We start from the raw sequence: 15,889 nt of genomic DNA, 5'->3' as shown, positions 1-15,889 counted from the left end.
ATCAATCTGCAGACGCGATTAGGCTTGGGGAGAGAGAACGATAATGAGGAAGTCTCTCCGCTGGCCGATAGATGCATGGCCCAGCGGAAAAACCTGAAGAAAGAGTCTTGAGGAAGTTACCGACTGGGTATCGATGCGATTGAATTCTTACTATGACTGTCCAATTTGGATAACCACCACCCTTCGCTTTTGACATGGGACAACAAAAAAGGCCACGGAAAACCGTGGCCTGATACATAACGTGCCATGATTCCCCTCTCGTAGGTTTTCGGCAGTGCACAACGTAGGTCGGTTGACCAGCTACCTTAAGTCAAGCCTTAATCCGGCAAGACCTGGTCTACCCATTGGCGTCTTTCGACGTTTCCGGGCAGTAGCCTGTGTTTGTGCAAACGCCTCATGCTAACGAGGAATTCAACCCTTTCCACATACGCCTTCATAAATAGTATGTCAAGAATTTTGTATCCACACCACTGACACGTTGACTCTTGCTCTCATCTCACATATATCCGTTGGTGAAATAATGAGGTGACCATGAAACGTGTCAAATTGGAACACAAAAACTCACAACTGATGTCAAAGCGTGATTTTATAATCCGTATGGGGTGGTATGGTTTTTTCGGGTGTCTGTTTTTGGTGTTTTCGTTAGGTGTCGGGACGGTTGGATATCATATAACGGCGAATCTGGGCTGGATAGATTCCTTTTTGAACGCATCGATGATCCTGACCGGTATGGGACCAGTTGATAAACTTGAAACCGATACAGCTAAGCTTTTTGCAGCTTTTTACTCAATCTTCAGCGGAGTGGCTTTCCTGACTTTTTGCGGAGTTCTATTTACCCCGGTCTATCATCGGTTTATACACAAGTTTCATCTTGATCTGGGGGATAAGAACCTTTGAATGGGAACTGACTGGATCATTGAGGAAAGTTGGAAAGCTTCACACTCAGTCGGAGTGTAACAGCCTGTTATTTAAGGACTACCCGGCAAATTCAGGGGTGTGTTAACCTTTCTCTACTATACCCACTTAAAACGGCACTCGTTCTCAATTCAAATTCCTCTCGAAAAACAGCAGCTTCCCGGTTATCCAGAATTCCCCATCACAGTCGGTGAACACATCCGCAAGAAACGCATGGATGTTGGCCTCCTCCAGAGAGAAGTCGCAGAGATCATCGGAGTCACCGAATCATCTATCTGGAACTGGGAACATGGCACCGAACCGGAACTGCAATATAATCCAAGTATTATCAAATTTCTAGGTTATATTCCGTTCGACTGTCCGGATGATACTATTGGACGGCTTGCATGGTATAGGAGAGTGCAAGGGCTTACAGTGGTAGCACTGGGAAATCAGATGAAAATTCACCCTGATCAGCTGTACGAATGGTTGAGTGCGACGAGGAAGCCGTTCAATAAGAGCCTTCAGAGGATTGAGCGGTTTCTGGAAAGTCAGTAAGTGATCGCCAAAATAATAACCTGCATGTGCTGTCAGAAATCATCATTTATCTTTACCGGCCTGCGAATCCACTTGGGCAGCAGGGCGAGCTTATCGTCAAAGTGTCTCCCGAAAGTATATCGGTTCGAATTCTCTTCGTCGCTGAAGAGCTTCACCACAACCAGGTTGGCGACTTCTATGCGTCAGACAAGCGAGTTCTCTCCAAGCCTACACGGCAAAAAGATCATTTGCTGATTAGAAAAGGAAAGCCTATCTGTTTAGCAGTTTTTTGACTACGGTCAAGCAAATGTCACTAAACGAAGTATAATGTAAGGTTACACAGTTATAAATCTATCAGTCAAATCAATTAAACAACAAACCAAAGGAGAATAAAAAAGATGAGTATGTTCTGTAATCAATGCGAGCAGGCAGCAAACGGCACCGGCTGTAACATTTCCGGTGTCTGCGGTAAGAAACCCGATGTAGCGGCCCTGCAGGATCACCTGTTGTACGGTCTCAAATCTCTGGCCCTCTACGCTGTCAAGCTCGGCCGCAATGCCGAGATCGATCGTTTCACCATCGAGGGGCTCTTCAGCACCGTCACTAACGTTGACTTTGAAGCAGCCCGCATTGGCGACCTGATCAAGCGTTGCTACGAGTTGAAAGAGAAGGCCAAAACCGCTGCCGGTGTAACTATCACTGGTCCGGTAGCTGACTGGAAGCCGGCCGATGATCTGGCTGGTATGGTTGCGCAGGGCGAAGCCCACGGCCTTAGTACCCTGCATGTCAACGAAGACATTCGTTCAGTCATCGAAATTTTGACGCTGGGTCTCAAAGGCATGGCAGCCTATATGGATCACGCCATGATCCTGGGCAAGACAGATGATGAAGTCATGGCATTTTTCCAGAAAGCATTGGCAGCAACCACCGACGCCAACCTGGGTCTAATGGATTTTGTTGGTCTTTCAATGGAGTGCGGCAAGCAGAACCTGACCGTCATGGGACTCCTGAATACCGCCCATACCGACGCCTATGGCCACCCGGTCCCGACTCAGGTACAATTGGGCACCAAGGCCGGCAAGGCAATTCTGGTATCCGGCCACGACCTGAAGATGATGGAGGAGATCCTTAAACAGACTGAAGGCAAGGGGGTCAATGTCTATACCCATGGCGAGATGCTGCCGGCTCACGGCTATCCCGGCCTGAAAAAATACAGCCATCTGGTTGGTAACTACGGCGGCGCATGGCAGGATCAGGCCAAGGAATTCGCCAATTTCCCCGGTGCCATTATTTTTAACACCAACTGCATCCAGAAACCGGCCGAATCCTACACCGACCGTCTCTACACCTGGGGCCTGGTGGCATGGCCCGGTGTCAAGCACATCGACGGCTGGGACTTTACTCCTGTCATCAACAAAGCACTGGAGTGCCCGGCCCTGCCGGAAAATCCGGGCCAAGAGATCCTGACCGGTTTCGGCCATAACGCCGTCCTGGGTGTGGCTGACAAAGTAATTGCCGCGGTCAAGTCCGGTGCCATCAAGCACTTCTTCCTGGTTGGCGGCTGCGACGGCGCCAAGTCCGGCCGCAACTACTACACCGAGTTTGCCGAGAAGGCTCCCAAGGACACCGTTATACTGACACTGGCCTGCGGTAAGTACCGCTTCAACAAACTGGAGTTCGGCGATATCGGCGGAATCCCACGCTTGTTGGATGTTGGCCAGTGCAATGACGCCTACTCCGCTATCCAGATTGCCGTAGCCCTGGCAGGTGCCTTCGAGTGCGGCGTCAACGACCTGCCGCTCTCCATGGTGTTGTCCTGGTACGAGCAGAAGGCGGTTGTCATTCTGCTGACCCTGTTCCACCTCGGCATCAAGAACATCAAGCTCGGGCCGACACTGCCGGCCTTCATCACCCCCAACGTCCTCAACTTCCTGGTTGAAAACTTCAACGTCGGACCGATCACCACGGTTGATGCCGACATGAAGGCCATGCTGGGATAACACTTTCCAAATAACACCGTTGAATAATGAGCGCCTCGCGGGTCCCCGTGGGGCGCTCATCTTTTTTTGTGTACTACACTAGTTTATGTTCTTTTATTGATGTGGGTCAAAATACAAACATAGCCATCGGTGTATCATTTAATCATTGGGACATACGACAAGTCACAAATTGGAGGAAATATGGACAGGATATTGATTCAAGCAGTTAATAATGCTCCGGATGCAATCCTCATTTCAGACCGGGAAGGAATTATCAGCTATTGGAACAGCGGAGCAGAGCAAATGTTTGGACACACGGCAGCTGAAGCTGTTGGTCAATCACTTGATCTGATTATTCCTGAAAATCTGCGGGGCCGCCACTGGGATGGCTATCACCGGGTAATGGCATCTGGAGAGACGAAATATAAGACAGGTCTCCTGTCATCACCTGGAATTCGTAAAGACGGATCCCGTGTTTCGCTAGAATTCAGCATGGTACTGCTGCACGACGAAGCAGGCCAATTGCAGGGCTGTGCATCGATCATGCGGGATGTCACCGAACGATGGAAAAAGGAGAAGGAATTGAAAGAGCGATTGACTGTTTGTGAATCAAAACTGGCAGGATCACCTGATTAGGATTCAACAAAATGAGTCAGATGGCAGACTAATACCGGCCAACACTGATTCAGAGGAGAACACACATGAAAGAATCAACTCTTCAAACGAATTACACACTAAATACAACAATCGGTGAGATAGTTGCCGCCGATTATAGAACTGCCAAGGTCTTTGAGTCTCACGGGATTGACTTTTGCTGTGGTGGTAAGGTTGCTCTATCATCAATATGTCAGGAAAAGGCTATCAACCCCGACACGTTATTGCGGGAGATCGAAGCAATCAAAAGTGAACAGATTGATCGTAGCCAAAATTACACCTCATGGGAGCTCCCCTTCCTGGTGGATTACATAGTCAATACCCATCATGCATATCTCAAAGAAAACGACGAACAAATTGCCATATACGCTCGAAAAATTGCAGAAGTCCATGGTGCTCATCATCCCGAGGTGATCGAGATCGCCACCATCTTCGGAAAGATAGCCACAGATATGGCCGCACATCTCCGGGAGGAGGAAGAAGTTTTCTTCCCCGCGATAAAGCGGGCCGATGCTGAAAGAAAAGCTGGCAATGCACCATCGAAGGAGGATTCCAATGTGGTTAAGGAATCACTTGCGAAACTCAGCCGCGAGCACGAAGAGATCGGCGATGCTATTCACATGATTCGACACCTTTCAAAGGATTATGCAATACCAAAAGACACGTGCAATACATTCATGATCACATATCAAAAGCTCAAAGAGTTTGAGGATGATCTCCACAAACACGTCCATCTGGAGAACAACATCCTTTTCCCCAAAGCGTCGCAACTTTAGAACCTTTACGATAGTTAGGTCATTCTTGAGGGTCAGAACAGATATGGATTATTTCAAAGCTAGAGCTGTAAAACTATTGGTGAATTACTTTGAAAATGATTTTCGAAGAATTTCGCATGCATTAGAAGTACTAAAACATTCCGAGATAATTATGGAAAATGCCGAGTGCTGTGATTATGAGATTCTGATCGCCTCCGCCCTTTTACACGATATTGGCATAAAACAATCTGAAGAGATCCTTGGATATAATAATGGCAAGACTCAAGAGAAATATGGTCCACCGATTGCCGAAAAGCTGCTTGCTAGCATCGGCTTCCCGGATTGTAAAACAATGAAAGTGTATGAAATCATTGCTAATCATCATTCTCCTTCAAGGCATGATTATGTAGAACTTAAAATCATCAAAGAGGCTGACAGAATCGTGAACAAGCTGGAAGGCGAGAGATAGACTCAAATCTATGTCTTCAGCTTCCATTTGAATAAAATTTTCTCGTGAAGCAACAGTTCAAATTTACAGTTGTAGCGTAAATATTCCAACCATAGGAGGTAGGACATGCAGACGAAGTATGTGAGTCGATTCACCGTACTGGCAATACTGGCAGCTACGGCAATTTGGTCAGGATGCTCGCCAAAGAAGGTAGAGCCCTTGAAGACTGTGGCAATCGAAGACGGCACGATTGACCCAGCTGAGTGGGGTAAAGTATATCCCACTCAGTATGAACTATGGAAGCAGACCGGCGAGCCGACCCCGGCTGGGAAGAGCAAATACAAGAAGGGCTACGATGTCGGCGAGGATCGTCGGGACAAACTCGACGAGTACCCGTTTCTGGCGTTGCTTTACAATGGCTGGGGTTTTGGCTCTGAATACCGGGAACCGCGTGGACACTACTTCATGGTTCAGGATCAGCTTGAAGTTGATCCTGGCAGGGTGAAAGCAGGGGGCTCTTGTCTGACCTGTAAAACGCCTTACGCACCGGCACTTGAGCAACAGATGGGGAAAGCCTACTTCTCAACTCCATACAAGGAAGTGCTTGCGAAACTTCCGAAGGACCAGCAGACCCTCGGTGTCTCCTGTATTGACTGCCACGACAACAGAGGCATGGCCCTCAAGATTTCCCGTGGCTTCACGCTGGGCAAGGCACTCAAGGTTATCGGCGTGGACGAAGCAAAGCTCACTACCCAGGAAAAGCGGACCCTGGTCTGTGCCCAGTGTCATGTCAGCTACATAATCAGCAAGGACAAAGAGATGCATTCGACGGATGTCGTCTTTCCTTGGCAGGGCAGCAAAGCCGGCAATATTAGCATTGAAAACATAATTACCCAGATCAAGAGCTCACCTGCAAACGCAGAGTGGACTCAGAGCGTGACGGGTTTCAAATTGGGCTTTATTCGTCACCCGGAGTATGAACTCTTTTCCAACAACAGCCCACACTGGGTCAACGGGGTGAGTTGCGCGGATTGCCACATGCCGACCGTTACAAGAGATGGTCAGAAGATTTCCGATCACAGGATCATGAGCCCGCTCAAAAATGATCTGGTCGCCTGTGCAGCCTGCCATGACGAGAAGCCGCAAGCACTTCGCGATAAGATCTTTGCTATCCAGGATAACACCATGATTGTGTACCTGAAGGCGGGTTATGCAACAGCAACCGACGCCAAGCTGTTCGAGATGGCGAACAAGGTCGAGGCTACAGGTAAAAAGATCGACAAGGCCCTCTACGCTGAGGCAAAAGAGCATTACGAACAAGCCATCTATCGTGTCATATTCATCGGGGCAGAGAACTCTAACGGTTTCCATAACCCAAAAGAAACCATGCGTGTTTTAACCGATGCCCTAAAACATGCAGCATCTGCCGAGGCACAGCTTCGCAAGCTGCTCGCGCAGGCTGGAGAAAAGGTGCCGGAAAAGATCGACCTTGAACTCTCAAAGTACACCAACAACCGGGGTGCAAAAAAAATCATGTTCAGACCCGAGCATGAGATAAAGTCCCCCGAAGCTAAATAACTCCATTTCCGGAGAGCGGCACATATCCGCTCTCCGGTTTTAGACAGCTATTTCGGCTTTTCGTCATTTGAATCTTCGGTGAGCGATGAAACTGGCCGTAAGCGGGGTTGTGCCTTGATCATGTGGGACGTATCTGCGAGGTGGAAGAAAGAGAGGGAATTGTAGGTGCATAAGGCTGTTTGCGAAACTAAATTGGCAGGGACATGTGGCTAGATTTCAACATATATCAAGTTATTTTGTTTATTACTCTTAAATTGACCTGAATCAAACTTATTGCGAACATACCATGAGATCGTTGAGCAAGAGTTTTCAAATTCAGGACGTAGTACATCGGAAGATGCTTATGATGTTCTCAAACAGACATAGTAGGATAGTAATAATATTATTACTGCTGGTTCAGATCTGTCTACCGCTTACCGGTTCGCTCTACATCTCAACTAATATGAGTACAAGTGAAACCGGTCATACGGAAACCGCGTGTGTCCATTCTGACGCCGATGCCGACCATGAATCCGGGGACCGGCACGATCAGATTCCCCACTGCCACGAACTTGATGCACCATGCGACGCTGTCTCCGGTACGGTAGTTAAACACTCTCCGCTCATTTCGCTTCACAAGGTCTCATACAACGGTGCCTTTCTGCCAGGCTACGGCGCTCCGCTGGAAATCCCCCCGAAATATAACGTTTGACTCATATCTGCCGGCATTATCTTCCTTCGTTGTAAGGCAGTCCCGGCAATAACGTGCAAATTCGCTTAGTACTGGTGAATCAACCGTCAAACCATACACATAAAGGAGAATAACTCATGAGATATACACACATATTTAAAACAGGCATGTTGGCAGTTTCAGTATTTACGGTGCTATTTCTTGCAACCCCGCGCGAAGCTGCTGCCCATTGTGACACCCTGGACGGCCCGGTTATCCAGGATGCCAGAATGGCGATCGAAGGCAAGGATATCACTCCAATTCTGAAATGGGTGAAGCCAAAGGATGAAAAAGCTGTCCGAGCTGCCTTTAACAAAGTGTTGTCCAGTAAATCAAAGAACCAGGAAGAAACAGAGCACAAATTCTTCGCAACCCTTGTCAAAATCCATCGGGCCGGAGAAGGTGCATCATTTACCGGTCTGAAACCGGCTGGCGCAGTAGAACCGGCCGTTGCCGCAGCGGACAAGGCCTTGACGAGCGGTTCAGCCGACGCTCTGGTGAAACTGGTCACCGATGATGTATCCGCTGGTATCAAGACCCGTTACGAGCATGCAGCGACTACATACAAGCATAAGGATGAAAGTGTTGCCCAGGGACGGGAATTTGTGGAAGCTTATGTTGCGTACACCCATTATGTAGAGCGGCTTCATCAGGATGCAACCGCTAAAGGCGCACATGGCGAGCATGGCAAAGTCGAAAAACATAACGCGCATAAAAAAGAGTCAGCGCACTCTACACACTGACGTTATTAGAGGTGTATCAGATTTGACCTCATAACACAGGATTGCTGCCTGGCAGGGACAACGCCCCGTCAGGCAGCTTTTTACTGCGAGTACCATATCGTGGACTATTGATACGTGACCAATAAGGAGATTTTACAATGAAAATACAAGTATTAGGCACCGGTTGTGCCGATTGCATCACACTTTACGAGAATACAAAGAAAGCACTCGATGAAAGTGGGAAACAGGGCGAGGTGCTGAAGGTCGTGGAAATAACCGCAATGTTAAAATATGGCGTCACCACTCTACCCGCGCTGGTTATCGACGGTCAGCTCAAGTGTTCGGGCAAAATGTTGTCAGTAGCCGAAATCAAGGGAATGCTATGAGACTGCCCTTTAAGGTGTTAGCCATAATCGTGATGCTTACAAGTACTGCCAGGGCCGAACTCCCTGCAGCTACCGCGACAGCCGTCAATCAGGCCCTGTCGTCCGGCAAGCCGACATTGATCGATTTCGGCCTCCGCACCTGTCCCGTATGTAAGAAGATGGCACCCTACCTGGAATCTCTGTCCAATGAGTACCAGGGCCGTGCCAATATTCTCTTCATTGACGTACGTGCGGACCAAACAACCGCCCAGAAATTCCGCGTTCAGATGCTGCCCACCCAAATCTTTATCAACCCGCAAGGGAAAGAGATACAACGTCACACCGGTTTTATGGACAAAGAAAATATCGTCAAAGGATTGAAATCGGCAGGGCTCAAGTGACCTTCATCGATAACATTGAGCAGGTCATTGCTGCCTATCCTTTGCTGGCTTTCGGTGCAGTATTTCTGGCAGGCGTCATCTCTTCAGCTTCACCCTGTGTACTCAGCACAATCCCGCTGGTGGTCGGATTCGTCGGCGGATATAGCGATGGTGACCGCTGGAAGGCATTCCGTTATTCCCTGATGTTCATTGTTGGACTGTCTCTCACCTTCACAGCCTTCGGCGCTGCAGCCGGATTGCTCGGCACGGTTTTCGGGGTGGTCGGTGTTTGGTGGTATGCTATTGCCGGTACCGTGGCACTGGTAATGGGTGGCCAGCTGATGGGGTTGTATGAAATCCGTCTGCCGATCAAGCGCGATTTCAAGCCGAGACAAGGCGGTATCATTGGAGCGTTCATGCTTGGTCTGTTCTTTGGCCTTGTATCTTCGCCCTGCGCCACACCGGTAATGGTTGTGTTACTGACCGTCGTCACCGGCAAGGGTCAGGTTCTCTACGGCATCATGCTGATGTTCAGCTATGCTGTCGGCCATTGTCTACTCATGCTCGTTGCCGGGACGTTTACCGGTTTTGTGGAGTCTTTTGCCAAAGCGCGAGGGGTGCTCAATTTTTCGAACTGGAGCAGAAAGATAAGTGGTTTCATAATCTCTCTTGCCGGGGCCTGGTTCATCTGGCAGGCATTCTAGGCGCTTATAAAAAGGATTGAGAAGAGTATCTCGGCAAATGCCCATGATACGAAGAGGATAATCATGTACCTAAATGGGATTTCTACAAAATCTGCCAGTACCATACGGACTGTTGTGCAGTGGTGCTTTATGTTGTGGGTGATCGGGATCGGCATCCGCTTCGGCATGTTTGTCAATTCTGTTGAACGTGGCGCAGTCGTTCCGCTGGTTTCCCGCCCTCCGGGTGTGGAAGGCTTTCTGCCAATCGGAGCTCTAACAAGTCTGAAGTACTGGCTGGTTTCAGGAGAAATTCATCCGGTACATCCAGCTGCACTGGTAATATTCGTGACAATTTTGCTCATGAGTCTGCTTGCCAAGAAATCATTTTGCTCATGGCTTTGCCCGGTCGGCACTCTTTCGGAAGGGGCATTCAAAATTGGCCGGAAGTTAGCTGGCCGGAATTATCGAATATGGAGATGGCTTGACTATGGATTGCGGAGTATCAAATATCTGCTATTGCTGATGTTTGTGAAATTTATCCTGGTGGACATGTCAGTCGAAGCGCTTGGCGGATTTTTGGATGCTCCATACTGGGCAGTTAGCGACGTCAAAATGCTCCATTTCTTCACGAGCATGTCCTTAACCACCATGGTGGTGCTGGCAATCCTGACCTTATTTTCACTTTTTTACAAAATGTTCTGGTGTAGGTATCTCTGCCCTTATGGTGCATTACTTGGACTTGCAAGTATCGTCAGTCCCTTCAAAATCCGAAGGGACTCGACTCGTTGTACTGGATGTCAACGCTGTTCCGCCATATGTCCTTCTAGCCTTGTAGTGCATTCCTCCACAGCAGTTTCTTCGCCTGAGTGCACCGGGTGCCTCACCTGTGTGGCACATTGCCCGGAGAGAAATGTCCTCGCCATGCAGCCGGTCTTCTGGAAGCGACCGCTGCCGGTGTGGGTTTTCCCTGCTGTGGTTGTGTTCATGTTCATGGCGGGAACAGGTGCTGGGATGGTCAGCGGGCACTGGCAGAGCTCGTTGAGTTATTCCGACTATCAACGGCTCATCCCTCTTGTTCAGAGCCTGAGTCATTGAGATTGAAGGACGCAATAAAATGTGGCAAAGCATTAGATAGCAAACCCGAAACATTGCGTGCGTCGGCCACATTATTGTGAAGGGAGTGTTCATCAAGAATAAAGTAAAAACTCTGGAGAGGCTCGTGCCGATAAGAAGAATCACCGGAATTGCAATACGCTGCAAGGCTCCCATGTGGGGCCCACGCCCAAAAATGTCCCTACACTATGCACTCTGGAGTTTCCTGAGTTCCACTCTTGGCATCCTGGCAATTTGCGAGATCACAAAGTTGGTCGGTCATCCCTTGCTGATCGGGTCGTTTGGAGCTTCGGCAGTTCTACTTTTTGGAGCTACTGACTCGTCGCTGTCCCAACCACGCAATCTGGTTGGTGGGCATCTCGTCTCCGCCATTGTAGCAGTAATTGTCGTTGCCCTCTTCGGGTCTACTACATTTGCCATGGCTCTTGGAGTTGGGCTATCAATTTTTGTGATGAACCTGACTCATACAACCCATCCACCGGGAGGGGCTACCGCCCTGATCGGAGTTCAAGCGGCGGTTGGCCCGGGATTCATCCTGTTGCCGGTGTTGGCAGGCGCCTTGATTCTCCTGGTTACGGCAATCTTTACGAATAATGTGGTGTACCACCGTTCATATCCTAAACACTGGCTATAGGTCTCTTATGCATCTCGTTACCGGTACCAAAACAGTTCTCTGTCTTGTTGCGATGTTCACATTTCCGCTGTCGGCATACGCCATACCCGCAATTACGTGTCATTGCTTTACCGACCGTTCTTATGATGCCGCGCATCCAGCAGCTGCCGATGCGTATTTTTTAGCCACTACGCAAAACTCCTTCTTTGCCATCGTCTTTAAAACAGACAAGAAGAGCATCGTGATGAAAAAACAGCAAGGCACTTCTCCTGACGATCTTTGGGTAGCCTATTGGGTCGCCTCAAAAGCCGGCAAGACCCCGGACAGCCTGCTCCAAGCCAAATCTAAAAGTGATTCATGGAAGAATACAGTCGTGCCATTGAATCTTCCTCCGAAATCCCTGGGAGCACGGTTTTCAAATACTCTCAACGCAAATGCACTGACTGACCAATTATCAGAAGCGGTGGTTGACGAGCTTTTTCTCAAGGAACAATTGCTGAGTGAGAGGGATTTGTCCGACATGCGTAAAGCGGGTGCCAACAATCAGGAATTGATTATCGCCACCGTTATTGCCACCAAGACGAAACAGTCGGCCAAGCAGCTCTATCTTGAAGTAAAGGCTGGAACCAAGACTTGGGGCTCACTCTTGTCGTGGACGAAGATCGACACGAAAAACATGCAGCAAGAGGTTACCAATATACTCAAATTACATTCGCAGTAGTTCATAAGCGCTATCTCAGAGTCTTGTGGATAATCACAGTATATGGACTCCGTACCTCACTCTGTTGCCTTACGAGGTGAGATTCACATAACCACGTTCTTCTCCCGTCACGATTGTAGCTCTCCCTCCGAAAATGAAATTACTTTGTTGACCCACATCAAACTAATCTGTCAATTATTTCGCTAAGCTGGATTCATAACAGAGCGAGGAGGTGTTCAATGAATTTCAATAACGAACTTGGTGATAAAGCGATACAGGATGTGATGCAGACCTACCCGGAAATCGGCGAGATACTCGCTCGTTACGAGATTGGCTGCACCACCTGTAAGGTGGGGATCTGTCTGCTGAAGGATGTTGTTTCCATTCACGGCTTATCCAAGGAAGACGAAGCGAAAATTGAGCAGGAAATCAACGCGCATTTAGCGAAAAAAGGAGAATAACTCATGGGAAATCTGGGATGTGGCTGCTCCGGCAGCATGGCGAAGGTAATCGAAAGACCGGTAACAGACGAAACAAATAACACCAGGGCCGTCTCTGAACTCAGGCAGTGGCCGGTACAACTCCATCTGGTACCGCCGACCGCACCGTACTTCAAGAACGCGGAAATCCTGGTCTGTGCCGACTGCGTGGCTTTTGCCATGGGGAGCATGCATCAGGATCTGCTGAAGGGCAAAGCACTGGCAATCGCCTGCCCGAAGCTGGATGATACGGGCGCGTATGTAGATAAACTGGCCACAATTTTTTCAACCAATGATACGCCCCATGTCACCGTGGCAATCATGGAAGTGCCTTGCTGCCGAGGGCTGGACATTATGGTAAAAGAAGCGATTCAGAAAAGTGGCCGGGATATCCCGCTGGAGACAGTGATTGTCGGTATCGACGGTGCCAGGAGGAACTGATGAAAGTAGACATCACCAAGGCCTTGGTGGACGAGCACCGTTTGATTTTGCGGATGATCGCCCTGCTTGAAAAAAATGCACCCCGGACAGCTGAAGGTAATTACCTCAACTGGCAATTCTATCTTGATGGCATCGACTTCATCCGTCAGTATGCTGACCGTTTTCACCATGCCAAGGAAGAAGATGTCCTTTTCAAAGCATTGGTTGACAACGGTATGCCGAAGGAAAACAGTCCTGTAGCTGCCATGCTGATGGAACATGATCAGGGCAGGAACTTTGTCCGCGCAATGGAATTTGCTGTTCATGAGGCACAAGCGGGGCTTACAGAAACTTACCAGGCAATTGCAGATAATGCCCTGGGGTATGCTGCCCTGCTGCGGGACCATATAAGTAAGGAAGACGAAATTCTTTACCCGTTAGCAGAACGTGTGATTCCCGAAACTATGCGTACCGGCATCCTGCAGAGGTATCAAGCCGCAGAAGCCGCAGAAGCTCAGGTACTCCCGGAGTTTGGCAAGCGTTTTCAAACCATTGTTACGCAGTATGAGCAGGAATAGTCTTGAATTCGGAGAATAAAATATGATCACCACGAGCGAAATAGCGGTTACAGCAACGATCTGGGTATTGACAGCTGCCGGTGGGTTCTTCGGTACGCGTGCGGCCTTGCGCAAAAAGAGACTGAAGTGTGAGATTACTAAAAGCAAGCTGCAGCAAACCAGCGGAGTAAATGATCGGTCAACGGACTGCTGAATCGTTGTACTCCACACGTCTGATTTGGAAAAGGAGCGGTTTCATATTTCTATCACCGTAGTCTGGTTAATAGGCCGGCATTTAATCTGATTATATTCGTTCGCTTAATCTGCTTGCACATATGTAAAAACAGGCATATTATGTGAACAGACAATCACATGAGGTGCCTATGCTAGAGAAAAAAAGCACACGCGTTCGTAAAGAAGAAATCATCCAGGCAGCCCTTGAGGTAGTAGGTAAAAATGGAGTTCGCGCTCTTACCATCGCTGCAATAGCAGCATCAGCAGGAATGAGCGAGGCCAATATTTACCGACATTTCAGCGGGAAAGACGACATCTATTCCGCTGTTGCAGAATTCATCGGAAGTTCGGTCATGAGTAATGCTTCCGCTATCGCCGGAGGGAGTCGGAAACCACTGGAAAAACTGGAGACGATCTATTTTTCCCATGTCGCTCTTATCATAGAGCATCCAGGAATTCCACGCTTCGTATTCTCCGATGATATCCATCTGGGGCAGAGGAATCTTGCTGACACCCTCGCACTGCGTATTGGTAATTATATCGAAACTATAACAGGTGTCATTGCCGCAGGCATAGCGGAAGGTGATTTGAAACCCGGCTTGTCTCCCCGGGAAACGGCCTTAACACTCCTTGGCATGATCCAGTTTACCACGTTACGATGGACAATAAGTAACGCATCCTTTGAAATACGGCCGGAAGCGGAAAAACTATGGCAAAATTTCCTGATCCTTATTCGTTGATTTTTTTTGCACCGAATGTGAATATATATTCACCTTATATTCAATTTTCAGCATGACATAGGGAACCTTATGAAACGATTTGTGTTTGTGCTGTTGTCTCTCCTGATTTCTACTCAGCCGCTGTATGCTGCAACCGACTTGACGCTGGACGAGGCGCTAGGTACAGCCCTGAAAAACCACCCCCAGGTGATCGAAGCCAAGGAAAACCTGAACGGTGCCGAAGCGAAAACTGGCCAGGCTTTGGCAAATTACTATCCTCAGATAAACCTGACTGCTGACTGGATCAGAGGCCAGACGTACTTTCCGGCCCAGGAAACCATAAAGATTTCTGAAACCAACACCGCGTCACTGTATCTGAAACAGACCATCTATGATTTTGGCCGCACCGCTGGTGTGGTCGAAGCAGCCCGTGGCAACCGCGAAGCAGCAGACAATACCCTTGCCGTGACTCGACAGGATTTGACGTTACGTGTCAGGGTTGCTTTCTATCTCGTTCTTGCGCTTGAAAAACAGGTCCAGGCCGTCAGAGAAAACGTCAAGGCTCGTGAAGAGGTTTTCCGTCAGGCGCAGGAATTTTTCACTCAGGGGATCAGGGCCAGGGTGGACGTAGCCAGGTCCGAAGCTAACTTTTTTGCTGCTAAAACGAATTTGATACGTGCGGAAAGTAATCGAGAAATTGCCCGGGTAGAACTTGCCAATGCCATGGGGATCGCCTCCCTGGGAGAACATACCCCGGTTGCAACGTCCTCCGTTTTACTGTCATTGCCGGAGCGGAACTCGTTGCAACAGGACGCCCTGCGCAACCGCGCCGAACTGCAGCAATTTGCCGCCATGAAGTCGGCAGCATCCGGTAATCTCACGTCAGCCAAAAGCAGCTATTTGCCGATTCTCTCCGGTGTCGCCAACATCGGCTATGCTGATCGTGACTTTCCACCCACCGGAAATGTCTGGGGCGTCGGTCTGAACCTGACCGTACCGCTCTTTTCCGGTTTCTCTTCCGTTGAGCAGGTGCGCGAGGCTACTGCTGCTATGAACTCCATCGAGGCCAGGCAGAATAACCTCAAACTTCAGATCATCAAAGAAGTTGAATCTGCCTGGTTTGGCGGAAACGATGCCGCTGGCCGTATAGTTTCAACACAGAAAGAAGTTGATGCAGCGAATGAAAGCAAATCGCTGGCGGAAGGGCGCTATCAGGAAGGAATCGGCAGCATCATCGAAGTCACCGATGCACAGTCCCAAACGCTTGATGCCCAGACAGCAAACATTCAGGCAAAGTTTGATTATTACACCGCACTGGCACGACTCGACAGGGCTGTGGGCAAACAATGA

General features: G+C 49.0%; 21 protein-coding genes and 1 riboswitch. All 21 genes read left to right on the top strand.

Going from position 1 to position 15,889, the window contains the following annotated elements; all coding sequences use genetic code 11:
- Positions 1-246: 246 nt before the first annotated feature.
- Positions 247-414, bottom strand: a riboswitch (M-box (ykoK) riboswitch).
- Positions 415-531: 117 nt separating this feature from the next.
- The 21 genes from KI809_RS04505 to KI809_RS04405 all read left to right on the top strand — a co-directional run bounded on the left by KI809_RS04505 (position 532) and on the right by KI809_RS04405 (position 15,889).
- Positions 532-897: a hypothetical protein gene (locus tag KI809_RS04505; RefSeq protein ID WP_214170291.1), complete on the top strand. Its 366-nt coding sequence runs from the start codon at positions 532-534 to the stop codon at positions 895-897.
- Between the two features lie 99 nt (positions 898-996).
- Positions 997-1,452, top strand: coding sequence for a helix-turn-helix domain-containing protein (locus tag KI809_RS04500; RefSeq protein ID WP_214170290.1), 456 nt, complete (start codon positions 997-999; stop codon positions 1,450-1,452).
- Positions 1,453-1,829: 377 nt separating this feature from the next.
- Positions 1,830-3,431: a hydroxylamine reductase gene (hcp, locus tag KI809_RS04495; RefSeq protein WP_281416782.1), complete on the top strand. Its 1,602-nt coding sequence runs from the start codon at positions 1,830-1,832 to the stop codon at positions 3,429-3,431.
- Between the two features lie 180 nt (positions 3,432-3,611).
- On the top strand, positions 3,612-4,046 hold the full coding sequence (locus KI809_RS04490) for a PAS domain-containing protein (RefSeq protein WP_214170289.1): 435 nt from the start codon (positions 3,612-3,614) through the stop codon (positions 4,044-4,046).
- 65 nt (positions 4,047-4,111) lie between these two features.
- On the top strand, positions 4,112-4,840 hold the full coding sequence (gene ric, locus KI809_RS04485) for an iron-sulfur cluster repair di-iron protein (protein WP_214170288.1): 729 nt from the start codon (positions 4,112-4,114) through the stop codon (positions 4,838-4,840).
- A gap of 43 nt (positions 4,841-4,883) precedes the next feature.
- The gene (locus tag KI809_RS04480; protein WP_214170287.1) at positions 4,884-5,288 is read left to right on the top strand and encodes an HD domain-containing protein; all 405 of its coding nucleotides are present in this window, start codon (positions 4,884-4,886) and stop codon (positions 5,286-5,288) included.
- A 105-nt stretch (positions 5,289-5,393) separates the two neighbouring features.
- Entirely contained in the window at positions 5,394-6,845 is a 1,452-nt protein-coding gene (locus KI809_RS04475) for an ammonia-forming cytochrome c nitrite reductase subunit c552 (RefSeq protein WP_214170286.1), read from the top strand.
- 442 nt (positions 6,846-7,287) lie between these two features.
- Positions 7,288-7,536, top strand: coding sequence for a hypothetical protein (locus KI809_RS04470; protein ID WP_214170285.1), 249 nt, complete (start codon positions 7,288-7,290; stop codon positions 7,534-7,536).
- A gap of 116 nt (positions 7,537-7,652) precedes the next feature.
- Positions 7,653-8,297, top strand: coding sequence for a DUF6448 family protein (locus tag KI809_RS04465; RefSeq protein ID WP_214170284.1), 645 nt, complete (start codon positions 7,653-7,655; stop codon positions 8,295-8,297).
- Positions 8,298-8,434: 137 nt separating this feature from the next.
- Positions 8,435-8,662 carry a thioredoxin family protein gene (locus KI809_RS04460; protein WP_214170283.1) on the top strand — a complete coding sequence of 76 codons (228 nt, stop codon included), beginning with the start codon at positions 8,435-8,437 and terminating at the stop codon, positions 8,660-8,662.
- Positions 8,659-9,042: a thioredoxin family protein gene (locus tag KI809_RS04455; RefSeq protein ID WP_214170282.1), complete on the top strand. Its 384-nt coding sequence runs from the start codon at positions 8,659-8,661 to the stop codon at positions 9,040-9,042. Before KI809_RS04460 ends, KI809_RS04455 begins: the two co-directional genes overlap by 4 nt.
- Positions 9,039-9,725, top strand: a complete 687-nt coding sequence (locus tag KI809_RS04450) for a cytochrome c biogenesis CcdA family protein (protein ID WP_214170281.1) — start codon at positions 9,039-9,041, stop codon at positions 9,723-9,725. Before KI809_RS04455 ends, KI809_RS04450 begins: the two co-directional genes overlap by 4 nt.
- Before the next feature lie 63 nt (positions 9,726-9,788).
- Entirely contained in the window at positions 9,789-10,799 is a 1,011-nt protein-coding gene (locus tag KI809_RS04445; RefSeq protein ID WP_214170280.1) for a 4Fe-4S binding protein, read from the top strand.
- Between the two features lie 193 nt (positions 10,800-10,992).
- Positions 10,993-11,451, top strand: coding sequence for an HPP family protein (locus tag KI809_RS04440; protein ID WP_214170279.1), 459 nt, complete (start codon positions 10,993-10,995; stop codon positions 11,449-11,451).
- A 7-nt stretch (positions 11,452-11,458) separates the two neighbouring features.
- A complete protein-coding gene (locus KI809_RS04435) occupies positions 11,459-12,151 on the top strand; it encodes a hypothetical protein (protein ID WP_214170278.1) in 693 nt (230 codons plus the stop codon).
- A gap of 218 nt (positions 12,152-12,369) precedes the next feature.
- Positions 12,370-12,591, top strand: coding sequence for a hypothetical protein (locus KI809_RS04430; RefSeq protein WP_214170277.1), 222 nt, complete (start codon positions 12,370-12,372; stop codon positions 12,589-12,591).
- Positions 12,592-12,594: 3 nt separating this feature from the next.
- Positions 12,595-13,050 carry an iron-sulfur cluster-binding oxidoreductase gene (locus KI809_RS04425; RefSeq protein ID WP_214170276.1) on the top strand — a complete coding sequence of 152 codons (456 nt, stop codon included), beginning with the start codon at positions 12,595-12,597 and terminating at the stop codon, positions 13,048-13,050.
- Positions 13,050-13,607, top strand: coding sequence for a hemerythrin domain-containing protein (locus tag KI809_RS04420; protein WP_214170275.1), 558 nt, complete (start codon positions 13,050-13,052; stop codon positions 13,605-13,607). The genes KI809_RS04425 and KI809_RS04420 overlap by 1 nt, the downstream gene beginning before the upstream one ends.
- Before the next feature lie 22 nt (positions 13,608-13,629).
- Positions 13,630-13,800 (top strand): hypothetical protein, encoded by a 171-nt coding sequence (locus KI809_RS04415; RefSeq protein WP_214170523.1) that lies wholly within the window; start codon positions 13,630-13,632, stop codon positions 13,798-13,800.
- Positions 13,801-13,969: 169 nt separating this feature from the next.
- A complete protein-coding gene (locus KI809_RS04410; protein WP_214170274.1) occupies positions 13,970-14,560 on the top strand; it encodes a TetR/AcrR family transcriptional regulator in 591 nt (196 codons plus the stop codon).
- A gap of 69 nt (positions 14,561-14,629) precedes the next feature.
- Complete coding sequence (locus tag KI809_RS04405; protein ID WP_214170273.1) at positions 14,630-15,889, top strand: TolC family protein; 1,260 nt, start codon at positions 14,630-14,632, stop codon at positions 15,887-15,889.

Origin of the sequence: Geoanaerobacter pelophilus, assembly GCF_018476885.1 — a bacterium.
GTDB lineage: Bacteria > Desulfobacterota > Desulfuromonadia > Geobacterales > DSM-12255 > Geoanaerobacter > Geoanaerobacter pelophilus.
The sequence above is the reverse complement of the archived record's forward strand: the minus strand, read 5'-3'. Positions and strand labels throughout refer to the sequence as shown.

Coding starts and splice junctions, on each gene's coding strand:
- KI809_RS04445 (WP_214170280.1), top strand. CDS start 9,789: ATGTACCTAAATGGGATTTCTACAAAATCTGCCAGTACCATACGGACT.
- KI809_RS04435 (WP_214170278.1), top strand. CDS start 11,459: ATGCATCTCGTTACCGGTACCAAAACAGTTCTCTGTCTTGTTGCGATG.
- KI809_RS04405 (WP_214170273.1), top strand. CDS start 14,630: ATGAAACGATTTGTGTTTGTGCTGTTGTCTCTCCTGATTTCTACTCAG.
- KI809_RS04480 (WP_214170287.1), top strand. CDS start 4,884: ATGGATTATTTCAAAGCTAGAGCTGTAAAACTATTGGTGAATTACTTT.
- KI809_RS04470 (WP_214170285.1), top strand. CDS start 7,288: ATGAGTACAAGTGAAACCGGTCATACGGAAACCGCGTGTGTCCATTCT.
- KI809_RS04460 (WP_214170283.1), top strand. CDS start 8,435: ATGAAAATACAAGTATTAGGCACCGGTTGTGCCGATTGCATCACACTT.
- KI809_RS04415 (WP_214170523.1), top strand. CDS start 13,630: ATGATCACCACGAGCGAAATAGCGGTTACAGCAACGATCTGGGTATTG.
- KI809_RS04420 (WP_214170275.1), top strand. CDS start 13,050: ATGAAAGTAGACATCACCAAGGCCTTGGTGGACGAGCACCGTTTGATT.
- KI809_RS04505 (WP_214170291.1), top strand. CDS start 532: ATGAAACGTGTCAAATTGGAACACAAAAACTCACAACTGATGTCAAAG.
- KI809_RS04410 (WP_214170274.1), top strand. CDS start 13,970: ATGCTAGAGAAAAAAAGCACACGCGTTCGTAAAGAAGAAATCATCCAG.
- ric (WP_214170288.1), top strand. CDS start 4,112: ATGAAAGAATCAACTCTTCAAACGAATTACACACTAAATACAACAATC.
- KI809_RS04465 (WP_214170284.1), top strand. CDS start 7,653: ATGAGATATACACACATATTTAAAACAGGCATGTTGGCAGTTTCAGTA.
- KI809_RS04490 (WP_214170289.1), top strand. CDS start 3,612: ATGGACAGGATATTGATTCAAGCAGTTAATAATGCTCCGGATGCAATC.
- hcp (WP_281416782.1), top strand. CDS start 1,830: ATGAGTATGTTCTGTAATCAATGCGAGCAGGCAGCAAACGGCACCGGC.
- KI809_RS04475 (WP_214170286.1), top strand. CDS start 5,394: ATGCAGACGAAGTATGTGAGTCGATTCACCGTACTGGCAATACTGGCA.
- KI809_RS04440 (WP_214170279.1), top strand. CDS start 10,993: ATGTCCCTACACTATGCACTCTGGAGTTTCCTGAGTTCCACTCTTGGC.
- KI809_RS04425 (WP_214170276.1), top strand. CDS start 12,595: ATGGGAAATCTGGGATGTGGCTGCTCCGGCAGCATGGCGAAGGTAATC.
- KI809_RS04430 (WP_214170277.1), top strand. CDS start 12,370: ATGAATTTCAATAACGAACTTGGTGATAAAGCGATACAGGATGTGATG.
- KI809_RS04455 (WP_214170282.1), top strand. CDS start 8,659: ATGAGACTGCCCTTTAAGGTGTTAGCCATAATCGTGATGCTTACAAGT.